The 22,682-nt window shown below is 72.6% G+C and carries 17 protein-coding genes; 5 read left to right on the top strand and 12 right to left on the bottom strand.

Annotated elements, in window-relative coordinates:
* Positions 1 to 66: 66 nt before the first annotated feature.
* Positions 67 to 1,023, bottom strand: a complete 957-nt coding sequence (locus BLV76_RS17410; protein WP_090970639.1) for a DUF4192 domain-containing protein — start codon at positions 1,021 to 1,023, stop codon at positions 67 to 69.
* Between the two features lie 139 nt (positions 1,024 to 1,162).
* Here BLV76_RS17410 and BLV76_RS17405 point away from each other — a divergent pair, with 139 nt between their 5' ends.
* On the top strand, positions 1,163 to 2,467 hold the full coding sequence (locus tag BLV76_RS17405; RefSeq protein WP_090972888.1) for a DNA polymerase IV: 1,305 nt from the start codon (positions 1,163 to 1,165) through the stop codon (positions 2,465 to 2,467).
* Positions 2,468 to 2,471: 4 nt separating this feature from the next.
* Here the strand turns inward: BLV76_RS17405 and BLV76_RS22905 are convergent, their stop codons facing one another.
* The 3 genes from BLV76_RS22905 to BLV76_RS17390 form a co-directional block, all read right to left on the bottom strand.
* Positions 2,472 to 3,317, bottom strand: a complete 846-nt coding sequence (locus BLV76_RS22905) for a 5-oxoprolinase subunit C family protein (protein WP_090970637.1) — start codon at positions 3,315 to 3,317, stop codon at positions 2,472 to 2,474.
* Positions 3,314 to 3,907 (bottom strand): 5-oxoprolinase subunit B family protein, encoded by a 594-nt coding sequence (locus tag BLV76_RS22900; protein ID WP_090972886.1) that lies wholly within the window; start codon positions 3,905 to 3,907, stop codon positions 3,314 to 3,316. Before BLV76_RS22900 ends, BLV76_RS22905 begins: the two co-directional genes overlap by 4 nt.
* A 397-nt stretch (positions 3,908 to 4,304) precedes the next feature.
* The gene (locus tag BLV76_RS17390) at positions 4,305 to 5,021 is read right to left on the bottom strand and encodes a LamB/YcsF family protein (RefSeq protein WP_090970635.1); all 717 of its coding nucleotides are present in this window, start codon (positions 5,019 to 5,021) and stop codon (positions 4,305 to 4,307) included.
* A gap of 186 nt (positions 5,022 to 5,207) precedes the next feature.
* Between BLV76_RS17390 and BLV76_RS17385 the strand changes: the two genes are divergently transcribed.
* Entirely contained in the window at positions 5,208 to 6,170 is a 963-nt protein-coding gene (locus tag BLV76_RS17385) for a sigma-70 family RNA polymerase sigma factor (RefSeq protein ID WP_090970633.1), read from the top strand.
* Between the two features lie 18 nt (positions 6,171 to 6,188).
* Here BLV76_RS17385 and BLV76_RS17380 read toward each other — a convergent pair whose 3' ends face one another.
* From BLV76_RS17380 to BLV76_RS17370, 3 genes are all read right to left on the bottom strand, one after another.
* Positions 6,189 to 7,490, bottom strand: a complete 1,302-nt coding sequence (locus BLV76_RS17380) for a glycoside hydrolase family 3 protein (RefSeq protein WP_090970631.1) — start codon at positions 7,488 to 7,490, stop codon at positions 6,189 to 6,191.
* A 61-nt stretch (positions 7,491 to 7,551) separates the two neighbouring features.
* The gene (gene coaE / locus BLV76_RS17375; RefSeq protein WP_090970629.1) at positions 7,552 to 8,145 is read right to left on the bottom strand and encodes a dephospho-CoA kinase; all 594 of its coding nucleotides are present in this window, start codon (positions 8,143 to 8,145) and stop codon (positions 7,552 to 7,554) included.
* Complete coding sequence (locus tag BLV76_RS17370; protein ID WP_090970627.1) at positions 8,142 to 8,576, bottom strand: MarR family winged helix-turn-helix transcriptional regulator; 435 nt, start codon at positions 8,574 to 8,576, stop codon at positions 8,142 to 8,144. The genes coaE and BLV76_RS17370 overlap by 4 nt, the downstream gene beginning before the upstream one ends.
* A 101-nt stretch (positions 8,577 to 8,677) precedes the next feature.
* Between BLV76_RS17370 and BLV76_RS17365 the strand changes: the two genes are divergently transcribed.
* Positions 8,678 to 10,540 carry an ABC transporter ATP-binding protein gene (locus BLV76_RS17365; RefSeq protein ID WP_090970624.1) on the top strand — a complete coding sequence of 621 codons (1,863 nt, stop codon included), beginning with the start codon at positions 8,678 to 8,680 and terminating at the stop codon, positions 10,538 to 10,540.
* Position 10,541: 1 nt separating this feature from the next.
* On the opposite strand, the gene BLV76_RS17360 is transcribed toward BLV76_RS17365, so the two are convergent.
* Both BLV76_RS17360 and BLV76_RS17355 read right to left on the bottom strand, forming a co-directional pair.
* Positions 10,542 to 11,819, bottom strand: coding sequence for an aspartate aminotransferase type Ic (locus tag BLV76_RS17360; RefSeq protein ID WP_090970622.1), 1,278 nt, complete (start codon positions 11,817 to 11,819; stop codon positions 10,542 to 10,544).
* A 31-nt stretch (positions 11,820 to 11,850) separates the two neighbouring features.
* Positions 11,851 to 12,801, bottom strand: coding sequence for a GlxA family transcriptional regulator (locus tag BLV76_RS17355; protein WP_090970620.1), 951 nt, complete (start codon positions 12,799 to 12,801; stop codon positions 11,851 to 11,853).
* 93 nt (positions 12,802 to 12,894) lie between these two features.
* Between BLV76_RS17355 and BLV76_RS22665 the strand changes: the two genes are divergently transcribed.
* Entirely contained in the window at positions 12,895 to 13,053 is a 159-nt protein-coding gene (locus tag BLV76_RS22665) for a hypothetical protein (RefSeq protein WP_175539725.1), read from the top strand.
* 2 nt (positions 13,054 to 13,055) lie between these two features.
* Here the strand turns inward: BLV76_RS22665 and BLV76_RS17350 are convergent, their stop codons facing one another.
* Positions 13,056 to 15,008, bottom strand: coding sequence for a CASTOR/POLLUX-related putative ion channel (locus BLV76_RS17350; RefSeq protein ID WP_090970618.1), 1,953 nt, complete (start codon positions 15,006 to 15,008; stop codon positions 13,056 to 13,058).
* Positions 15,009 to 15,150: 142 nt separating this feature from the next.
* A complete protein-coding gene (gene rpsA, locus BLV76_RS17345) occupies positions 15,151 to 16,632 on the bottom strand; it encodes a 30S ribosomal protein S1 (protein WP_090970616.1) in 1,482 nt (493 codons plus the stop codon).
* Positions 16,633 to 17,010: 378 nt separating this feature from the next.
* On the opposite strand from rpsA, the gene BLV76_RS17340 reads away from it, so the two are divergent.
* On the top strand, positions 17,011 to 21,765 hold the full coding sequence (locus tag BLV76_RS17340; RefSeq protein WP_090970614.1) for an Ig-like domain-containing protein: 4,755 nt from the start codon (positions 17,011 to 17,013) through the stop codon (positions 21,763 to 21,765).
* On the opposite strand, the gene BLV76_RS17335 is transcribed toward BLV76_RS17340, so the two are convergent.
* Positions 21,762 to 22,658 (bottom strand): phosphotransferase family protein, encoded by an 897-nt coding sequence (locus BLV76_RS17335; RefSeq protein WP_245734728.1) that lies wholly within the window; start codon positions 22,656 to 22,658, stop codon positions 21,762 to 21,764. The genes BLV76_RS17340 and BLV76_RS17335 overlap by 4 nt on opposite strands.
* Between the last annotated feature and the right edge of the window lie 24 nt (positions 22,659 to 22,682).

The raw sequence follows: 22,682 nt of genomic DNA, 5'->3' as shown, positions 1-22,682 counted from the left end.
ACCCTAGAGGCGCCGGTGCGCGACGGGGAACAGCCCGCGAGTCGCGTCTCACCCGCGGGGAGGTCCTCATGCGGCCGGGTCGCCGCTCGTCGTGAGCCGCGGGCGCAGGACGTCCCACTGTGCCGGGGACGTCGCGCTGTCGAGCAGCTGGGCCACGAGGTCGGCCAGCGGGTGGGAGGGCTCGGCCTCGTGGCACCGGTCGATCGCGCACCAGGCCAGCGCGCCGTCGCCGAGGAGCCACGCGCAGAAGCCGAGGACGGCCGCGGCTCCGGCGACGTGGGTGGTGGGCAGGCGACGGACGGCGTCGGACCACAGCTCGACGGCGCCCCTGGCCTCGGGTCGTCCCAGCCAGACCCAGGCCTCGTCGCGCAGGTGGCCCGAGCGGAGCGAGACCGCGACGGCGGCGAGCTCGGCGTCGGAGAACCGGCTGCCGGTCCCGAGGTGGCGCCGGACCAGTGCGGCGAGCCCGCATGCCGGGAGGGCCGTCGCGCCGGCCAGCGCAGGCGCGGCTCGGTCGACGCCGTCCGCATCGGTCGCGATGGTGGCGCGCAGCGCCTCCCGGCTGGGATGGGTGACGCGTCCGTCGAGAACGCCCTGCGCGGTGAACGGGTGGGAGTCGAGCGAGAACGGCACACCCTGGTAGGCCGCCAGCGGCGCTCCCGGGAGCACGGCGTACCAGTGCTGGTCGTGGACCCGGAGCACGTCGCGCACCCGGACGCCCGCGGCCGTCAGCTCCTCGTGCAGCGACCACGCCGCCTCGTCTGCCACCGTCGTGTCGTCGTCGTAGACCACCACGACGACCTCTCGCACCCCGTGCCGGAGGACCGGCCGCAGCAGGGCCTCGACGACGTCGTCGACGTCGTCGGGGTCCTGCGGCAGCGTGACCCGCGCGTTCATCCCGTCGGGTGGGCCGATGCTGACCAGCACGACCGAGCGCTCGGGCACGAAGCCGAGCGCGAGGGGCACGAAGGCGGCGAGGTCCTCGGGGGTGCGGGCGCTGAGTCGCAGTGAAGTGGGTTCCATGACCGGGACGCTTTCCGCGGCCACCGACGGTCCACGCCTGCGCGCCGGCGGGCCTGTGGAGGACGACCTCCGGGTGCGACCTGTGGACGGAAAGTGGCCCACGACCGGGAGTGTCGGTGCCTCGTGATGGGGTGGGGTGGTGCGCACCACCGCGTCGATCCTGCACCTGGACCTGGACGCCTTCTTCGCCGCCGTCGAGCAGCGCGACAAGCCGTCGCTGCGCGGCAAGCCGGTGATCGTCGGCGGGACGGGCGGCCGGGGCGTGGTGTCGACCGCGTCCTACGAGGCCAGGAAGTACGGCGTGGGCTCGGCGATGTCGGGACGTGAGGCCCGGGCGCGGTGCCCGCACGCGGCGTTCCTCAGCGGGAGGTTCCACGCCTACCGCGCGACGAGCAAGGAGGTCATGCGGGTGCTGCGCGACCTCTCGCCCCTGGTCGAGCCGCTCTCGCTCGACGAGGCCTTCGTCGACCTCGCCGCCGCCGGGCTGCCGGACCTCGACGTGGCCACGGTCAGCGAGGTCGGCGAGCAGCTGCGCGAACGGGTGCACGAGGTGACCGGCGGGCTTACCGCGACCGTCGGGATCGCGTCGTCGAAGTTCCTCGCCAAGGTCGCCAGCGAGCTCGACAAGCCCGACGGGATGACCGTGGTGCCGCCGGGGACCGAGCTCGACCTCCTGCGCCCGATGAACGTCACCGTCATCCCGGGCGTCGGCCCCGCGACCACCGAGCGCCTGCGCCGGGCCGGCATCCACACGATCGCCGAGCTCGAGCTGGTCAGCCAGGAGGAGCTCGTCCGGCTGCTCGGCCAGGCCCACGGCGCCGGGCTGTGGCACCTCGCCCGCGCGCAGGACCACCGTCCCGTCCTCCCCGAGCGTGAGACGAAGTCGATCAGCGTGGAGGGCACCTACGACACCGACCTCACCGACCGGCGGCTCATGGAGGGGCTGCTCACGCGCCAGGCCCGTGAGGTCGGCACCCGGATGCGCAAGAACGGCTACTCCGGACGCACCGTCACGATCAAGGTGCGCCTCTACGACTTCACCACGCTGAGCCGGTCGAGCACGCTGCCGAGCCCGACCGACGACGGCGGCACGATCGGCCGGGTGGCCCGCTCGCTCCTCGGCGACCTCGACACCACCGGCGGCGTGCGCCTCCTCGGGGTCGGCGTCTCCGGCCTCGCCGACTGGGTGCAGGAGGACCTCTTCGGCGAGGAGCCGGACGACGACGGGGCCGACGAGGTCGTGCTCCCCGAGCCGCCACGGCGCACGTGGCCGCCGGGCGCCGACGTCGTCCACGACGAGATGGGCGCGGGGTGGGTGTGGGGATCGGGGTCCGGTGTCGTGACCGTCCGCTTCGAGACCGCCGAGACCGGTCCGGGACCGGTGCGCAGCTACAAGGCCGACGACCCGGCGCTGCACCGCTACGAGCCTCCCGCCGACGACTGACGCCTCAGACGACCCGCAGCTCGACCTCGTCGCCGGGCCGCAGCTGGGCGCAGAGGTCGAGGTCGTCGTCCTCGACCACGGCCACGACGGGGTAGCCACCGGTCGTCGGGTGGTCGGCCAGGAACACGACCGGCTGTCCCGAGGGCGGCAGCTGGACCCCACCGAGGACGATGCCCTCGCTCGGCAGCTCACCGTCCCGCCGGACCACGGGTGGGCCGTCGAGCCGGAGACCGATCCGGTCGCTGTCCGCCGCGACGGCGTACGTCGCCCTGTCGAGGGCGGCCCAGGCCGCATCGTCCAGCCAGTCGGCACGCGGGCCCCGCGCCAGCCGCACCACCCGCTCCCGCCGGCGTACGACGACCACGTCGGGCGGCTCCGGCAGCACACCCGGCACCCCGAGGTCCAGCACCTGCCCGGCGGCCAGCCGGGGCGGCCCCACCCAGGCGAGGGTGTCGGTGGAGCGGGAGCCCAGCACAGGCGGTTCGTCGACGCCGCCGGCGAACGCGACGTAGGACCTCACGCCCGAGGTGGCCGGCCCGACCGTGACCAGGCTCCCGGCCGGCGCCGTGACGGGGGCACTGTGGGCCACCGCCCGCCCGCCGACGGCGACGTCGCAGGCCGCACCGGTGACCGCGAGGGTCACGGCCCGGTGGACGAGCAGCGTGGTGCCGCCCATCGTCGTCTCCACCACGGCGTCGTCGACCCCTCCCCCGACCAGCCGGCGGGCGAGCGCCGCCGCACCGCGGTCGAGCGCACCCGCCCGCGGCACGCCGAGGTGCGCCCAGCCCCGGCGCCCGAGGTCCTGCAGGGTCGAGAGCGGGCCCGGGTCGACGACCTCGAGAGCGCTCACCCGGCTGCCTCGAACCGCACGCGGGTGCCGGGCGCGAGGAGCGCCGGCTGGGGCCGGTCGACGTCCCAGAGGACGACGTCGGTGGTGCCGAGGACGAGCCACCCTCCGGGCGACGCGGTCGGGTAGATGCCGCACCAGGTGTCGGCCAGGGCCACCGAGCCCGGGGCGACCCGGGCGCGCGGGGAGTCCAACCGCGGGACGGACCTCTCGGCGGGCAGCCCGGAGAGGTAGGAGAAGCCCGGTGCGAACCCGCTGAACACCGCGCGGAACTCCCAGGAGGTGTGGGCCCGCACGACCTCGTCGGCGGAGCAGCCCCAGTGCGCGGCCACGGTCTCGAGGTCCGGCCCGGCATAGGTCACCGGGACCCGCACGAGGGGTCCGGGCACGGGGTCCGACGACGGCGACCAGGACGACAGCGACCCGCCGAGGGAGGCTACGTCCACCCCGTCGAACAGGACGGTCGCGGCGGCGGGCACGATCTCGACGGCAGCCACGCCCTGCGCCCGTGCCCAGGTCGCGAGCGAGGCGGCCGCCACGGCGTCCTCGACCTCGGCCAGGCAGGCGCGCGGGCCGACCGGGACGAGGTTCACGACCGCCATTGTTCACCTGCACGGCCCCCGGGTGGAGTTGCGGGCACCCGGGAGGTCTTGGCATGGTCGTGGGCGAAATGGGTGAGGGGCTCCCGACGGTATGAGCGTCAGGAGCCCCTCGTTTCGGTCGGGTTGGTGACGTCCGACCCACCGCACCGGCTTCCCTGTCCCCGCCGACCCCGTCACCGGGCCTGCGCGGCGAGCGAGCTCGCCGGGTGGAACTGTTCGTCCGATTCGATCCCCGGTCCCGCCGAAGCGGTCTCGGTAAGGAGAGTTCTATGTGGCGCGGGCCACACCCCGCAAGGGGTTCGGGCGACAAACTCCCGGTCCCACAGGGTTCCCCACAGAAGTCGTCCGGTTGTCCACCGGCGCGACCCGTCCCTCCACAGCCGAGGCCTCAGGATGTGGAGGACCAGCACGACCGGACCGTCAGGCCCGCGGCCTGCAGCGAACGTCGCACCGCCCGGGCGGTCTCCACCGCGCCCGGCGAGTCGCCGTGCACGCACACCGAGTCGACGGAGGCGGCCAGGTCGACGGCGCGTGCCGCGACCTCGCCCGGGTCGGTGACGAGCGCACCGGGCTCGTCGCGGGGCAGCAGGCCGCCGTCGGGCGTGTAGCCACGGTCCGGGAATCCCTCGAGGCGGGTACCACGCCCGTCCGGGGCGGCGAGGGCGAGGAGCAGCGAGCCCGGCATGCCCAGCACCGGCAGGGTGCCGGAGCCGTCGAGGACCGCCCGCGCCTGGACCTCGTCGGCGGTGACGCGGTGGTAGAGCGCCCCGTGGGGCTTCAGGTAGGCCACCGCCCCGCCCTCCGACGCGGCGATCGCCGACAGCACCCCCACCTGCTCGGCCACCTGCTCCCGGAGCACGTCGGGGGCGACCTCGAGGGCGACCCGGCCGAAGTTCTCCCGGTCTGCGTAGGACACCTGTGCACCGAGCGCGACGCCGCGACGCACGGCCTCCGCACACACCGCCCGCATCACCGATTCGTTGCCGGCATGGAAGCCGCACGCGACGTTGGCGCTGGTCACCACCTCGAGCAGCCCGGCGTCGTCCGTGACCTCCTCCCCCAGGTCGGCGTTGAGGTCCACATGACGAGGACGCGAGGAGCGCATGATCCCAGTCTCCCCGGGCACCCCCTGAGAAGTCCCTGAGAGTTCCTGATTCGTGCAACTCCGGGGGGCACTGGCTCGTCAGTGCAGGTGAAGGCACCGAACATCCGATCGGGAACACCGCATCGAACAGAGGTGTTGGACAAGGTGTGCGGCACGGGGTGGTCGCACGAGACGTTGGAGGATCACATGAGCACTGCACAGGCCAAGCGCACGACCACCACTCGCGAGATCGAGGGACGCGACAGCGTCGGCCTCTACCTCGACGAGATCGCTCGCACCCCGCTCCTCGACGCCGAGACCGAGGTCGAGCTCTCCAAGACCATCGAGGCGGGCCTGCTCGCCCAGCACCTCCTCGACACCGGTCGGGTCGGCCGCAAGAAGGGCGGCGCCCCGATGAGCGCCAGCGAGGCCGAGCTCGAGTGGCTCGCCGAGCAGGGCCAGCTCGCCGTCGACCGCTTCATCGAGGCCAACCTGCGCCTCGTGGTGTCGATCGCCCGCAAGTACGGCCGCTCCCAGATGCCGATGCTCGACCTGATCCAGGAGGGCAACACCGGCCTCATCCGGGCGGTCGAGAAGTTCGACTACACCAAGGGCTACAAGTTCTCGACCTACGCCACCTGGTGGGTCCGCCAGGCGATCACGCGTGGCATCGCGCAGCAGGCCCGCGTCGTCCGGCTCCCCGTGCACGTCGTGGAGGAGCTGAACCAGGTCGGCAGCGCCCGCCGCACGCTCGAGCGCCAGCTCGGCCGCGACCCGGAGCCGCAGGAGATCGCCACCGAGCTCGGCATGGACCTCGACCGCGTCCTCGACCTGATGAGCTGGGGTCGCGACCACGTCTCGCTCGACACGCCGGTGGACGAGGACGGTGACACCTCGCTGGGCGACCTGATGGCCCAGGAGACCGCTCCCGGACCCGACCTCAACTTCCTCGACGCCGAGGCCAAGCAGCGCCTCGAGGACCTGGTCGGGATCCTCGACGACCGCTCCGCGGACATCGTCCGGGCCCGCTACGGCCTGGCCGACGGTCGCCAGCACAAGCTCGCCGACATCGGTGCCCGTCACGGCATCTCCGCCGAGCGTGTGCGGCAGCTCGAGCGCGAGGCGCTCCAGAAGCTGCGTCGCGCGGGCGACCCGGACCTCGCTGCCTGAGCGGGGTCAAGCCCGACCTCAGTACGCCGCGGACTCCAGGTCCGCGCTCGCGGCCTGTGCCTTCTCGACCACGTCGAGGGGCACAGGCCGTTGTGCTGCCACCCGGGCCTGCCACATCTGGACCGCCACGACCCGGGCGGCGGCCTCCTCGACGCGCTCGCGCGAGATCTCCCCGCTGGTGATGGCGTCGACGATGATCTGGTGCGTCGTGGCGTTGTCGACCGGCATCAGCAGCAGGTCGGCGCCCGCCTCGAGGGCCTGGAGCGCCGGCTTCGGGCGGCCGGCGACGGCACCCATGCCGAGCGAGTCGGTGATGGTCACGCCCTCGAAGCCGAGGTCGTCGCGCAGCATCGAGTAGACCGGCGGCGCCATGCTCGCCGGGATGCCGGGGGCGATCGCGGTGAGGTCGAGGTGGCTGAGCATCACCGCCGGAGCCGCGTGCTTGATCGCCGACTCGAACGGCGGGAGGTCGTGCTCCTCGATCTCGGCCACCGTCGAGTCCACCACCGGGAGAGTGTCGTGACTGTCCTGGGTCGCCGTGCCGTGGCCCGGGAAGTGCTTGACGGTGGAGACGATGCCCGCGTCGTCATAGCCCTTGATCGCGGCGCCCACGGCCTGCGAGGCGACCGCGGGGTCCATCGACGGCGAGCGCGCGCCGATCGTCGGGTCGGCCGCGCCGATCGTGACGTCCGCGACCGGGGCGAAGACCCAGGTGAAGCCGAGGTCGCGCAGCTCGAGGCCCGTCGCGAGCGCCGCGGCCCGGGTGACACGGCGGCCGAGCCGCGCGTCGGACTGCACCGCGAGGCCTGCGGACTGGAAGTGCGGGAAGTCGGTGGCGATCCCGCGCAGGTGGGAGACGTAGCCGCCCTCCTGGTCGACGCCGATCACCGGCGGGAAGTCACGCCCGTCGGCGGCCGAGGCGTCGGCGATCGCCTGCGTGGTCGCGAGCACCTGGTCGCGGTCGGTCACGTTGTCGGCGGTGACCGACATCCCCGCGAGGTGGAGGTCCTTCACCATCTGGGCCGGGACCGACGGGTCCGTGCCGTGGTAGCGCCCGACGATGACCTGCCCGGCGAGCCGGTCGGGGGTCCAGGTGCTGACCAGCTCCTGCGCCTCCTCCAGCTCACCGACGGTCGGGCCCCACGAGGTCGGGGTGTCGGGGTCGACGGGCGTCCCGGTGGCCGTCGGACTGCTGCTCGGGGTGCCCGGCGAGGTGCTGCTCGAGGAGCCCGCCGGCGTCGCGTCGGGGCTCGAGCCGAGGCTCGCGCAGCCGCCTGCCAGGAGGACCGCTGCCGCTGCCACGGCCAGCCGAGGGGCCATGCGGGGACGGTTCGGGAGCACGCCGGGAGGCTACCCGCCGCGGCCTGACGATCGGGAAACGTCAGGCGCGCGCCGCGAGCTCGGCGTGGATCTCCGCGACCCGGGCCCGCAGCTGGTCGAGCGTGCCGGTGTTGTCGACGACGTGCGTGGCGATCGCCAGCCGCTGCTCGCGCGTGGCCTGGGCGGCGATCCGGCTTACCGCGTCCTCACGGGTCCAGCCGCGGTCGCCGAGCATGCGGGCGAGCTGCACGTCGGGCGGCACGTCCACCACGACCACCGCGTCGAACCCGCCGGCGCGACCGCCCTCGGCGAGCAGCGGGATGTCGTGCACGACCACGGCGTCCGCCGGGGCCTCGGCCTCGAGCCGGGCGCTCCGCTGGTGCACGAGCGGGTGGATGATCGCCTCGAGCCGCTTGCGGGCGCCGGCGTCGCCGAACACGAGCCGTCCCATCGCGGGCCGGTCGAGGTCACCCTCGGGCGTCAGCAGCCCGGCCCCGAACTCCTCGACGACGGCAGCGAGGCCGGACGTGCCGCGCGCGACCACCTCGCGGGCGATGAGGTCGGCGTCGACCACGACCGCCCCCAGCTCGGCGAGCATCGCCGACACCGTGCTCTTGCCCGAGGCGACGCCCCCGGTCAGGCCGACACGGATCACAGGTCCTCCCCCACGACGACGGTCAGGATCTCGTGGAGCGTACGACGCTGGTCGGGGGTGAGCACGTCGAGGACCTCCTCGGACGCCCGGCGCCGTACGACGTCCACCTGGGCGACCAGGTCACGTCCGGTCTCCGTCAGCGCGAGGAGCGACGCCCGGCGGTCGGTCGGGTCGGGCGCGCGCTCGACCCAGCCGCGCTCCACCAGCGCGTCGGCCACCTCGGTCGCCGACCGCGGCGCGATGTGCAGCTCGTCGGCGAGGACCGACGGGCGCATCCCGTCAGCACGCGAGCCCAGCACCCGTAGCGCGCGGGACTGCGACGGGGTGACGCCCCACGACGCCAGCGCCTCGAGGTGGGCGCCCCGGACGCGGCGCGCGACCGCCATCACCAGGTCACCGGTCTGCGCCTGCGCGCGGTCGGGATCGTCCATGGGAATACATCCTGCCAGAGTGCCGTTGTTACCTCATGGTGAGGTTACCTCACTTACATTGACTGCACAGGATTGAACTTCCACAGAGAGGAGCTGGTCTCATGGCTGACCACGCACACTCCACCCCAGCACCCCGCCAGGAGGGCCGCGGCTCGCGCGCCGGTCGTCCCGACCCCGCCGACCTCCGCCAGCTGGCGGACTCCCCCGTCTCCCTGCGCCGCATCGCCCGCCTCTTCGCGCCACACCGGGCCACGCTCGGCATCGTCGTCGCGCTGATCGTGCTGAGCTCGGCCGTCGGCCTCGCCCAGCCGTTCCTGGTGCGCCACGTCATCGACGACGCGCTCCCGCGCCAGGACGTCCGGCTGCTCCTGCTCCTCGTCGGCGCGATGCTCGGCGTCGCGGTCGCCACCGCCGTCATCGGCGTCGTGCAGACCTGGCTGTCCACCGCCGTCGGCCAGCGCGTCATGCACCGCCTGCGCAGCGACCTGTTCGCGCACCTGCAGCGACAGTCCCTCGGCTTCTTCACCCGCACCCGCGGCGGCGAGGTGCAGTCGCGCCTGGTCAACGACATCGGCAGCATGCAGGGCGTCGTGACCCAGACGGCCACCTCGATCGCGGCGAACCTCACCGTCGTGGTCGGCACCGCCGTCGCGATGGTCGCCCTGAGCTGGCGGCTCGCGCTGATCTCGCTCGTCGTCCTCCCGCCGGCCGTGCTGCTCACGCACCAGGTCGCCCGGATGCGCCACCAGGTCACCGGCGAGCGCCAGCGCCGCCTCGCCGACCTGCACGTCCAGATCGAGGAGGGGCTCTCGGTCAGCGGCGTGCTGCTCACCAAGACCCTCGGTGCCTCCCCGCGGCTGACCGCGAAGTTCGAGGAGACCTCCGCCGACCTGGTGGGCCTGGAGATCCGCTCCCGCCTCGCCGGTCGCTGGCGGATGGCCACGATGAACGTCGTCTTCGCCGCCGTCCCCGCCGCAATCTACCTCGCGGCCGGCTTCCCTGCGACGTCGGGTGGAATGACCATCGGCACGCTGGTGGCCTTCATCGCCCTCCAGGGCAACCTGTTCCGCCCGCTCATGGGGCTGCTCAACGTGGGCGTCGACCTCACCGCGTCGATGGCGCTGTTCAGCCGGATCTTCGAGTTCTCCGACCTCCCCGTCGAGATCGCCGAGCCCGACTCCCCCACGCGGCTCGACCGGGCGAGCGCCCGCGGCGACGTGCGGTTCGAGGCGGTCGGCTTCGCCTACGACGCCGACCGCCCGGTGCTGGTCGACATCGACCTGCACGTCCCGGCCGGCACCACGTTGGCGCTCGTCGGCGAGACGGGCAGCGGAAAGTCGACCCTCGCCTCCCTCGTCCCGCGCCTGCACGACGTGACCTCGGGAGGGGTCAGCATCGACGGGGTCGACGTACGACAGCTGGCGTCGGCGGATCTCTCCGACCTGGTCGGCGTGGTCACCCAGGAGACCTACCTGATGCACGCCAGCGTGCGCGACAACCTGCGCCACGCGCGGCCCGACGCCACGTACGCCGAGATCGAGCAGGCCTGCCGCGACGCGCGTATCCACGACCTCATCAGCTCGCTGCCCGACGGCTACGACACCCTCGTCGGCTCGCGCGGCCACCGGTTCTCCGGGGGCGAGCAGCAGCGCCTCGCCATCGCCCGCACGCTCCTGCGCGACCCGGCCGTGCTCGTCCTCGACGAGGCCACCAGTGCCCTCGACAACGAGACCGAGCGATCGATCCTCGCGACGTTCGACGACCTCGCCCGCAGCCGTACGACGATCACGATCGCGCACCGGCTCTCGACCGTGCGCAACGCCGACCAGATCGCGGTGCTGGGCGAGGGCCGGGTGGTCGAGCTCGGCACCCACGAGGAGCTGCTGCTCCTCGGCGGGCGCTACGCCGACCTGGTCCGCGGCGGCCTCGGGGCCGATCCCGCCCCGGCGATGTCGGCGGCCTGAGTCAGGCGGTCGCCTTCTCGGCGGCCGCAAGCAGCACGCACGTGGCGACGACCTCCATCGCCTCGGTGACCTCGGCGACCGGCGGCATCGTCGGCGCGAGCCGGATGTTGGTGTCGTCGGGGTCCTGCTTGTAGGGGTACGACGACCCGGCCGGGGTCAGCGCGACGCCGACCGCCTTGGCCAGCTCGACCACCCGCGTCGCCGTGCCGGGCACGACGTCGAGGTTGACGAAGTAACCGCCGGCCGGGGTGTTCCACGTCGCCACGTCACGGCCGCCGAGGCGCTCGGTGAGCACCCGGTCGACCTCGGCGAACTTCGGCGCGATGATCTCGCGGTGCTTGGCCATGTGGTCGCGCACGCCCTGCGCGGACCCGAAGAACTCGGCGTGGCGCAGGTGATTGACCTTGTCCGGTCCGATCGAGCCGTTGCCGAGGTGCCCGAGGTACCACCCGACGTTGGCCGTCGAGGCCGCCAGGAAGGCCACCCCGGCGCCGGCGTAGGAGATCTTCGACGTCGAGGCGAACATGAGCGGCCGGTGCGGGTGGCCGGCGGCTGAGGCCAGGGTGAGGATGTCGGCGCTCTTGGCCTCCTCCTCGGTGAGGTGGTGCAGCGCGTAGGCGTTGTCCCAGAAGATCTTGAAGTCGGGGGCGGCGGTCGGCATCGCGGCCAGCCGCGCGGCCACGTCCTGGCTGACGATCGAGCCGGACGGGTTGGCGTAGGTCGGGACGATCCAGATGCCCTTGCAGCTCGGGTCGTCGGCGACGAGCGCGGCGACCGCGTCGACGTCGGGACCGTCGTCGTTCATCGGCACGGTGACCATCTCGATGCCCAGGCTCTCGAGCAGCGTGAAGTGGCGGTCGTAGCCAGGGACCGGGCACACGAAGCGGACCTTCTCCTCGTGGCCCCACGGGCGCTCGGAGTCCACGCCGCCGAAGAGGGTCAGGTAGAAGAGGCAGTCGCGCATCATCGTGAGGCTGGAGCTGCCGCCGGCGACGACCTGCTCGGGCTCGACCCACAGCAGCTCGGCGAACATCTCACGCAGGTCGGCCAGGCCCTCGAGCCCGCCGTAGTTGCGGACGTCCACGCCCTTCGAGTCCTTCGTCGACGTCGGCAGCCGGAGCAGGTCGTCCGCGAGGTCGAGCTGCTGGGCCGACGGCTTGCCACGCGTGAGGTCCAGCTTGAGCCCGCGCGTCCTCAGCTCCTCGTAGGCCGCACGCTGCTCCTCGAGCAGGGTGGCGAGGTCGTCGGCGGACAGGTCGGCCAGCGGGGTCGCGTTCACGCCCCCAAGGCTACCGAGGGCCGGGCCCGGTTCAGGCGGGTGTCCGGAACGTGCGCCGGTACTCCTGCGGGCTCACGCCGCGCGAGCGCCCGAAGTGGTGGCGCAGGGTCGCGGCGTTGCCGAAGCCGACCTCACCGGCCACCCAGTCGATGGAGTGGTCGGTCTGCTCCAGCAGCTCCTGCGCGGCCCGCACGCGCTCGCCGAGGATCCAGCTGTAGGGCGTCGTGCCGGTCTCCTCCTTGAAGCGCCGCGCGAAGGTGCGCCCCGACATGTGCACCTGCCGGGCGAGCGTCTCGACGTCGAGCTCCTCGGCGAGGTTGGCGCCGATCCAGGCCAGCAGCGGCGCCAGCGCCTCCGACTCGCACACGGGCACCGGTCGTGCGATGAACTGCGCCTGCCCACCGTCGCGGTGCGGAGGTACGACCATCCGCCGCGCCGTGGTGGCGGCGACCTTCGCCCCGAACTGCTGGCGCATGACGTGCAGGGCGGCGTCGAGCGCTGCCGCCGATCCGGCACCGGTCACGATCGTGCCGTCCTGGACGTAGAGCACGTCACGGTCCACGGTCGCCTCGGGGTAGCGCTCGGCCAGCTCGGTGGCGTAGCGCCAGTGGGTGGTGCAGCGGCGTCCGTCGAGCAGCCCGGCCTCGCCCAGCATGAACGTGGCCGAGCAGTGGGCGAAGAGCATCGCGCCACGGGCGTGCGTGGCGCGCAGCAGCTCGGAGACCTCGGGTGCGGAGCCGGTGCTCCCGGTCTTCGGCACCAGGCACACGAGGTCGGCGTCCGCAGCCTCCTCGAGGCCGTGCTCGACGACGAGGTCGAACCCCGCGCGTCCCCTGAGGCGACCGGGGGTCGGCGTGACGACGACGAAGTCGAAGACCGGGTTGTCGTCATCGGGGTGGTAGGGCTCGGCCCACACCTCGCACAGCGCACCGAGGCCGAACGGCTCGGGCTGCTCCTGGACGACGACCGCCACCTTCTTCATGGGAGCAGCCTGCACCACGCGTGGCAGTAAATCAATGGAGACTGTCATTCCTGCCACTGGTGGCGGGAATCAGATGGGCGAATGATTACTGCCATGAACACCATCATCGCCCTCCTGGTCCTGACCGCCCTCGTCTCGCTGCTGGTCAGCTACGCCCGCCACGACCGGTTCGCCGGCCCCGCCTCCACCAGCCACCCCCGCGACGAGCTCGGCCCCGTCGAGGAGCGCCGCCACCTGGTTCCCCGCCCCTGACCTCAGCTGTCGGCGAGCACGACGACCCGGTCACCGGGGCGTACGTCGAACACGTGCGACTTGGCCGGGTTGACCACCACGCCGGCACCGGGGTCCTCGTCGGCCAGCGCGGCGGACTTCACGCCCAGCGCCGTCTCGCCCCGGGCCGCCGCGCCGGCGACGACCGTGGCGTAGGTGACCTGGCGGCCGGGCTGGACGTACCACTCCGCGGGTCGCAGGTAGATCTCGCTCCCCTCGTCGCCGAGCAGCTGCTCGAAGACCGCCTCGAGCCTGCGGTCCTCCGAGAGCTGGGTGATCAGCAGGCTCACGATCTCACCGCTGACGACGACGTCGTCGACGTGCGCGACCTGGGCCAGCACCCGGTTGCGGTCATCGAGCATCTCGCTGACCACCGGTGTCGCCGAGTCGAGGTTCTTGAGGATGTCGCGCACGTGGAGCAGCGTCACGAGGGTGCGGGCGTCCGCGGCCTGCACCCCGAGGTGGTCGGAGTAGCAGAGCACGATCACCTGGTCGAGCCCGTCGACGACGTACGTCTCCAGCGTGGCGCGATCGGTCGTCGAGGCCGGCACCACGGTCACCTCGATGTTGTCGAGGGCGGGGACCTCGGGAGTGCCGAACGACGTGAGGATCGTGAGCGTGGAGCCGCGCGCGGCGTAGTGATCGAGCTCGCGCACGACGATCGGCGCGCGCTCGTTCCAGCCGACCAGCACCGCCTGCGTGGCTGCCTCCTCGACGCCGGCGACGGTGCCCAGCGCGTCGAGGTCGGGCCGCGTGGCGGAGCGGGACTCGGTCTCCAGCGAGGCATCGTCCTCGGCGACGACCACGAGGGTCCGGTTGCCGACGAGGGTGTCGCCGGCCGGGTTGAGGGTCGGCACGCCGTCCTCGATCATCCCGATCACCGACGCCTTCTCGAAGGCGAGCAGCGTCTCGGCGTAGGTCAGGGCACCGAGGTCGTGGTGCTCGAGGAAGTAGATCTCGTCGCCGTCGTAGTCGAACAGCTCGGTGTAGACCGCCGCGGCGCCGGACTGGCGCGAGGTCTGGACGACCAGCTTGGCCACCGTCTCCCGGATGTCGAGCAGGACCGTGCGGTCGGTGCCGACGAGCCGCGCGACCTCGAGGTTGGAGGGGTTGCGGATCTCGGCCACGATCGTGGGGCCGTCGTTGCCACCGTGGGTGAGCGCGAGCAGCGTCTTGATCACCTCGCTGTCGGGGTCCTCGGAGTCCGGTGCGAGCAGGATCACCGAGCGGGCCGTGGTGTGGCTGCTGAGCGCCAGGTCGTCGATGTCCATCGGTGAGCCCGAACGGCACACCACCCGGGTGCCGCGCAGGTCGGGCACCTTGGCCTTGACCTCGTCCTCCATCTCGACCTTGTCGCGGTCGGCGAGGATCACGACCACCGGCTTGTGCCGGCTCTCGTTGGCGAGCGTGAGCTCGGAGATGATCGTGTAGATCGAGTCGGACCATCCGAGGATCACGGTGTGGTCGCGCTCGAGGACGATCGACCGGCCGCGCCGCAGGTCGGCGAGCTTCGTGTCGATGCCAGCGGCGATGACGCCGATCAGCGCGCTGACGATGAACAGGCCGGCGATGGTCAGCACCAGCATGGTCACCACGAAGCGCCACGAGGTCGGGTCGTCACCGCCGATCGTGCCCGGGTCGAGGGCGTGGAGCAGGCTGTAGAACATCTCGTGCAGGAAGTCGTCCGGGACCCCGTCGGCCGGCGGCCGCAGGCCCAGCAGCGAGACGAAGAGCGAGAATACGACGATCAGCACGAGCGTGGCCACGCTCAGCCAGGCGATCAGGGCGGGTGTCCCCCGCGACATGCTGTTGTCGAACCAGTAGCGGAGCCGGTCCCCCATCCGGGATCCCTCGCTCGCGGCCGGGCGGGTGCCCCCTCCCTCGCGGGCCATCGCCTTCGCCGTGCGCAGGCGCATCTGCTGCCCGGTGCGTGCCATCGCGGCCGCCTCTCGTTCGTGCCGGCTCGGTCCGGCGGACCATGCTCCCGCACCACCGGGCCTCCGCGTGCGGAAATGGCACGACGGCCCGCCGGGAGGTCCCGGCGGGCCGTCGTGCTGGTGCTACTGGTGGATCAGCGGATCAGTTGGAGCCGCCGGTCAGCTTCTCGCGGAGCGCCTGCAGCGCCTCGTCGGAAGCGAGCGAGCCGCCGGTGTCGCCACCGGTCTCGGCCGCGTCGTCGCCGCCGGAGGAGTAGGACGTGGCCTCGCCGGCCTCGACCTCGGCCTGCTTGGCCTCCTCCTGCTGCTTGACGTGCGCCTCCCAGCGGGCGTGCGCCTTGGCGTACTGGTCCTCCCAGACCGCACGCTGCTCGTCGAAGCCCTCGAGCCACTCGCCCGTCTCGGGGTCGAAGCCCTCGGGGTAGACGTAGTTGCCCTGCTCGTCGTAGGTCGCGGTCATGCCGTAGAGGGTCGGGTCGAACTCCTCCACGTCGGCGGCCGCAGCGGTCTCGTTGGCCTGCTTGAGCGACAGCGAGATCCGGCGACGCTCGAGGTCGATGTCGATGATCTTGACCATGACGTCGTCGTTGACCTGGACGACCTGCTCCGGGATCTCCACGTGGCGCTCGGCCAGCTCGGAGATGTGCACGAGGCCCTCGATGCCCTCCTCGACGCGGACGAACGAACCGAAGGGCACCAGCTTGGTGACCTTGCCCGGGACGATCTGGCCGATCTGGTGGGTGCGGGCGAAGTGCTGCCACGGGTCCTCCTGCGTCGCCTTCAGCGACAGGGAGACACGCTCGCGGTCCATGTCCACGTCGAGGACCTCGACGGTGACCTCGTCGCCCACGGCGACGACCTCGGACGGGTGGTCGATGTGCTTCCACGACAGCTCGGAGACGTGCACGAGGCCGTCGACGCCGCCGAGGTCCACGAACGCACCGAAGTTGACGATCGAGGAGACGACACCCTTGCGGATCTGGCCCTTCTGGAGCTGGGTCAGGAAGCCGTGGCGGACCTCGGACTGGGTCTGCTCGAGCCAGGCACGGCGCGACAGGACCACGTTGTTGCGGTTCTTGTCGAGCTCGATGATCTTCGCCTCGAGCGTCTGGCCGACGTAGGGCTGCAGGTCGCGGACGCGACGCATCTCGACGAGCGAGGCCGGCAGGAAGCCGCGGAGACCGATGTCGAGGATGAGGCCGCCCTTGACGACCTCGATGACGGTGCCCTCGACGACGCCGTCCTCCTCCTTGACCTGCTCGATGGTGCCCCAGGCGCGCTCGTACTGGGCGCGCTTCTTGGACAGGATCAGGCGACCTTCCTTGTCCTCCTTCTGGAGGACGAGGGCCTCGACCTTGTCGCCCACGGAAACGACCTCGTTGGGGTCGACGTCGTGCTTGATGGACAGCTCGCGCGAGGGGATGACGCCCTCGGTCTTGTAGCCGATGTCGAGGAGGACCTCGTCGCGGTCCACCTTGACGATGGTGCCGTCGACGATGTCGCCGTCGTTGAAGTACTTGATCGTCGCGTCGATCGCCGCGAGGAAGTCCTCTTCGGACCCGATGTCGTTGACGGCCACCTGGGGCGCGTCGTAGTCCGGAAGAGTGGAGAGGGTGCTCGTCATATGGAAGGAATTTCCTTGGATGGATGGAGTCGTGCGGACGCACGCAGACATCCGTTTCACTGGCCGTCGGTGGTGACTGGTCACCGCCGAGGACTCGGCGAGCCCGGGTTCGCTCGGTATGGAAGCCGGGCAGAGGTCTGGCGCAACAAGGAACTTTACGCGTGATCGAGCGCTGACGTCCAACCGGCGACGCACGCTCAGCGCTTCGCCGTCGGACGCTCCGGCCTCGAGCTCGTCCGAGCCCGGTTCCCGCGCCGCTCGAGAAGATTGGCGTTGAAGTCTCGTTACTCATTTGTTGGTATGTCGTTACTGGGTACAGGGGGGCAGCGCGATCCGCGTCAGCGCCTGACCAGATGGGCTTCCAGGGGGATAACGACCATGCCGCACCACTCACTCCGCCGACTGCTGTCCGCGACCACCACGCTCGCCCTCGTGCCGGTCATGGCGCTGGCGTTGACGTCGACGCCGGCATCGGCGGCGCCGTTGCCGGCCGCCTACTCGGCGAACGCCCACGGCGACGTGGTCGGGCTCGACGTCAACCTGCTCACGCTCGACCTGGCCGGCGTCGCCGTCGGCCACAGCCGCAGCACCGCGACCAGCACCGCGACGACGGGTGGGAGCACGGCGACCTCCGCCAACCTCGACGGCAACCTCGCCGGGACCGGCCTCGCCCTGGGCCAGCAGGTGTCGACCGCTCCGCCGAGCGTGAACCCGGACCCGCAGGACCTCCTGGGCGTGAACCTCGCGCCGGTGATCAACGTCGGCACGATCCGGGGCGACACCGAGGCGACGTACTCCAGCAACCCCGCCACGTGCGCCCCGGCAGACGCCACCGGCGTCCGCGTCCTCTCCGACGCCCAGACCCAGCTCGCCGGCCTCACCCTCGCCTCGCTGCCCATCCTCGGCACCGTCGCAGACGTCAGCGCCTCCCAGGCGCGGACCCGGACGTTCCTCGAGGATCCCGGCACGGGACGCTCCAGCGTCGTGTCGCGCACGACCACCAGCATCGGTGACATCTCCCTGCTCGGCGGCACCGTGGGCATCAAGGTCGCCCGCCCGGTCGTGCTGGAGGCCCGGTCCAACGGCACCACCGGAACGGCGTCCTACACGAACCCGCCGTCGGTCTCCGTCACCGCGAACGGCACGACCGTCAACATCCTTCCCGGGGGCAGCCGACAGATCAACCTCGGCGTCCTCGGCGCGCTGGCCAACCTCACGGTCTCCGTGCGCGCCGCGCAGAACACCTCGTCGGGCGCGACGGGTGCGGCATCGACCGACGCCTTCCTCAGCATCGACCTCAACGTGCTCGGTGGCCTCGGGCGCCCGGCCGCCGACGTCAACCTCGACCTCGCGCCCATGTCGGTGCAGGCCACTGCTCCCCAGGGCGGCGTCGAGTGCCCCGTCATCGACACCACGGCGCCCGGCGCCCCCGTCATCACCTCCCCGGCCGGCGGCTCCACCACCAACGACACGACGCCGACGTTCTCCGGCACCGCCGAGCCCGGCTCGACCGTCGTGGTCAGGAACGCCGGCGGCACCCAGGTCTGCACCGCGACCACCGGATCCGGCGGCAGCTGGACCTGCACGCCCGCCTCCCCGCTCCCCGCGGGCCAGGCCACCTACAGCGCCACCGCCACCGACGCCGCCGGCAACACCTCCCCCGCGACCAACGTCACCTTCACCATCGACACCGCGACGACGATCGACCTCGTCGAGCCGGCCAGCGGCTCCACGACCAACGACGTCACCCCGCTGGTCGCCGGAACGGGCGAGGCGGGTGCCTCCGTCGTCGTCCGGGAGGGCGCGACCCAGGTCTGCACCGCGACCGTCGCGGCGAACGGCAGCTGGTCGTGCACCCCCGGAAGCGCGTTGTCGGCGGGCTCGCACACCCTGACGGCCACCGCCACCGACGCGGCCGGCAACACGGCGACCGACACGACCACCTTCACCATCGACCCCGGTGGTGACGACACCACTCCGCCCGGCGCCCCGGTCATCACCTCCCCCGCCAACGGCTCCACCACCGACGACGCGACGCCCACGTTCTCCGGCATCGCCGAGCCCGGCTCGACCGTCGTGGTCAGGAACGCCGGCGGCACCCAGGTCTGCACCGCGACCACCGGGACCGGTGGCAGCTGGACCTGCACGCCCGCCTCCCCGCTCCCCGACGGCGAGGCCACCTACACCGCCACCGCCACGGACGCGGCCGGCAACACCTCACCCGAGGCGAGCGTCCGATTCACCGTGGACACCACCGCCCCGACCGTCCCGGTGATCACGACACCGGCGCAGGACTCGGTCACGAACGACACCACGCCGGAGTTCACCGGCACCGCAGAACCCGGCTCGACGGTCGTCGTCAGGAACGCCGGCGGCAACCAGGTCTGCACCGACACGACCAGTGCCGGCGGCAGCTGGAGCTGCACCCCGACGAGCCCGCTCCCCGTCGGCCGGGCCACCTACACCGCCACGGCCAGGGACGCGGCCGGGAACACCTCGCCCGCGGCCGACGTCACCTTCACCATCGACACCGCCGCGCCCACCGCGCCGGTGATCACGGCACCCGCCGGGGGCTCCACCACCACCGACTCGACGCCGCCGTTCTCCGGCAACGCCGAGGCCTTCTCGACCGTCGTGGTCGAGGACTCCGACGGCAACGAGGTCTGCACCGCCGTCACCGGTGCCGGTGGCAGCTGGAGCTGCACGCCCGCCGCGCCGCGACCCGACGGCGAGGCGACCTACACCGCCACGGCCACGGACGCGGCCGGCAACACCTCCCCCGACGCAGCGGTCACCTTCACGATCGACACCTTCACCACGATCGACGTCGTGGCACCGCCGAACGGGTCCACCACGAGCGACACGACCCCGGAGCTCTCCGGCAACGCCGAGCCCGGCTCGACCGTGGTGGTCGAGGACTCCGACGGCAACGAGGTCTGCACCGCCACCGCGGGCCCCGGCGGCATCTGGCGCTGCACGCCCGCGACTCCGCTCCCCGAGGGCGAGGACACCTACACGGCCACCGCGACCGATGCGGTCGGCAACACCGCGACGGCGACGACGACGTTCACGATCGACACCGAGAGCGTCGACACCACGCCCCCCGGCGCCCCGGTCATCAGTGCCCCGGTCGACGACACCGTCATCGACGACGCCACTCCGGAGTTCTCCGGCACGGCTGAGCCGGGGTCGACGGTCGTGGTCGAGGACTCCGACGGCGCCGAGGTCTGCCGGGCCGTCACCGGTGCGGGCGGTCAGTGGAGCTGCACCCCCGCCCAGCAGCTGCCCGACGGTGAGGACACCTTCACCGCCACGGCGACGGACGCGGCCGGCAACACCTCAGCCGGGACCGACGTCACCTTCACCATCGACACCGCCGCGCCCACCGCGCCGGTGATCACGGCACCCGCCGGGGGCTCCACGACCACCGACTCGACGCCGCCGTTCTCCGGCACCGCCGAGGCCTTGTCGACCGTCGTGGTCGAGGACTCCGACGGCAACGAGGTCTGCACCGCCGTCACCGGTGCCGGTGGCAGCTGGAGCTGCACCCCCGACGAGCCGCTGCCCGGCGGCCAGCACACCTACACCGCAGCGGCCACGGACGCGGCCGGCAACACCTCGCCCGACGCGACCGTGACGTTCACGGTCGACACCACGGCGCCCGGCGCCCCCGTCATCACCTCCCCGGCAGCGGGCTCGGTCACGAACGACACCACGCCGACGTTCTCCGGCACCGCCGAGCCCGGATCCACCGTCGTGGTCAGGAACGCCGGCGGCACCCAGGTCTGCACCGCGACCACCGGAGCGGGCGGCAGCTGGACCTGCACGCCCGCCTCCCCGCTCCCCGCGGGCCAGGCCACCTACAGCGCCACCGCCACCGACGCCGGCGGCAACACCTCGCCCGCGGCCGACGTCACCTTCACGATCGACGCCACCGCGCCCACCGCGCCGGTCATCACGGCACCGGCCGGCGGCTCCACGACGACCGACCCGACGCCGCCGTTCTCCGGCACCGCCGAGCCCGGATCCACCGTCGTGGTCGAGGACCCCAGCGGCAACGAGGTCTGCACCGCCGTCACCGGCCCCGGGGGGAGCTGGACGTGCACCCCGACCACCCCGCTGCCCGGCGGTGAGGCCACCTACACCGCCACCGCCACCGACGCGGCCGGCAACACCTCACCCGCGACGAGCGTCACCTTCACCATCGACGCGGCCGGTGGCAGCGTGGCTCCCCCGGTCATCAGCTCGCCTGCGGCGGGCGCAACGGTGCAGGCCACCACGCCCGACTTCTCCGGGACGGGCCAGCCCGGGCTGACGGTCACCGTGCGCGAGGGCTCGACGGTGCTCTGCACGGCCACGGTGGGCAGCAACGGCCAGTGGTCGTGCTCGTCGGGCGCGGTCCTGCAGCCGGGCCCCCACACGGTCTCGGCGACCCAGGCCGGACCTGCCGGCCAGAGCCAGGCCTCCACGGTGACGTTCACGGTGGCAGGTGCGCCCACGCCGAACCCGAACCCGACACCGACCGACCCGGACGGCGACGGCCTGACCAACACCCAGGAGGCCCAGCTGGGCACCGACCCGAACAAGGCCGACACCGACGGCGACGGCCTCACCGACGGCCGGGAGGTGCAGCTCGGCACCGACCCGACCCGGGCCGACACCGACAAGGACGGCCTGACCGACGGCCAGGAGGTGCTGGGCGTCACGATCCGCCAGGCGTTCGAGGTCTGCGGCCGGAAGACGCTGCGGTCGATCACCGTGACGACCGACCCGTTGCGCGCCGACACCGACCGCGACGGGCTGAAGGACGGCGCCGAGGTCCGGGGCGTGAAGATCAAGCAGAAGGTCAGGACGAGCACGGGCACCTACAAGATCGGCAAGGTCCGGACCAACCCGACCAAGAAGGACTCCGACCGCGACGGCCTCACCGACAAGGCCGAGATCACCGGATCGAAGAACAAGAAGTTCGGGAAGGCGAAGACCGACCCGGCCACCTGCGACACCGACCGCGGCGGCGTGTCCGACGGCGCCGAGGTCAAGGCCGGAGCCAACCCGGCCGACTCCAGGTCGACGCCGAAGCGACCGGGGCGCCGCACGACGGCCTCGGACCTCCCGGCCCGGCAGGCGGGCTAGAAGGGCCAGGCATGGAGGTCGCCGCTGTCGGCGACAGCTCGGACCAGGACCGCAGCACGGTCCGCCACCGGGTTGTCGCCGGCGCGCGCCGCCAGGTCGACCAGCGCCCACAGGTCGGCCGCGCGGGCACCGTCGAGGAGGTCCTCGGCGGTGCCGCCGCGCAGCCCGGTCCATGCGGCCAGCACCCCCTCCACGTAGGCCGGGTGCCGCTCGAAGCGCAGGAGGTTGCCGACGTCGGTCCACGGGTGACCGGCGTGCGCGAACTCCCAGTCCAGCACGGCCGTGACGACCAGGGACCCCGGACCGACGAGCACGTTCTTGGGATTGAGGTCGCTGTGCACCAGGCTCGCCCGGCCCACCGTGTCGAGGAGGTCCTGGGCGTCGCGCGCCACCTCCGCCAGCGCCCCCCGCTCCTCGGACGACCAGCCCGCGAGCCTGTGGTCCGCCCACTCGGGAAGGTCGACGTCGGGGAGGTCGCCGAGCGCGAGCTCCGCGTCGAGGAACGTGCCCGGGCGTCGGACCGGCATCCCCGCGAGCGTGGCCGCGACGGTGCCCATGGACCCACCGAGGCGGCGCAACCCGTCCGCGTCCTCCTCGCCCTCGAGCCGCCCGACGACGACGTCGCCCCGCTCCCCCGGCAGCCACCCGGTCACCAGCAGGCCCGGCTCGCCGGTGCCGGGGCGCGGTCGTCGTACCTCGAGCACGTCGGGCACCGGAAGCAGGCCGCGCACGAGGTGGAGCACCGCCTGGTCGACCTCGGGTGCCTCCGGCCCGCGCGGGTCGTCGGGCGGGTAGAGGCGTACGACGACGCGCTCCCCGCCGGCCTCCCCGAGGAACGTGCGACCCGACCACCCACCCGCCAGCGGGGTCAGGGAGCTGCCTGCGTCATCCACCCGCAGATCGTGGCACAGCAAAAT

The organism is Nocardioides exalbidus (genome assembly GCF_900105585.1).
Taxonomy (GTDB): Bacteria; Actinomycetota; Actinomycetes; order Propionibacteriales; family Nocardioidaceae; genus Nocardioides; species Nocardioides exalbidus.
This window is presented reverse-complemented; position numbering and strand designations above follow the sequence as displayed.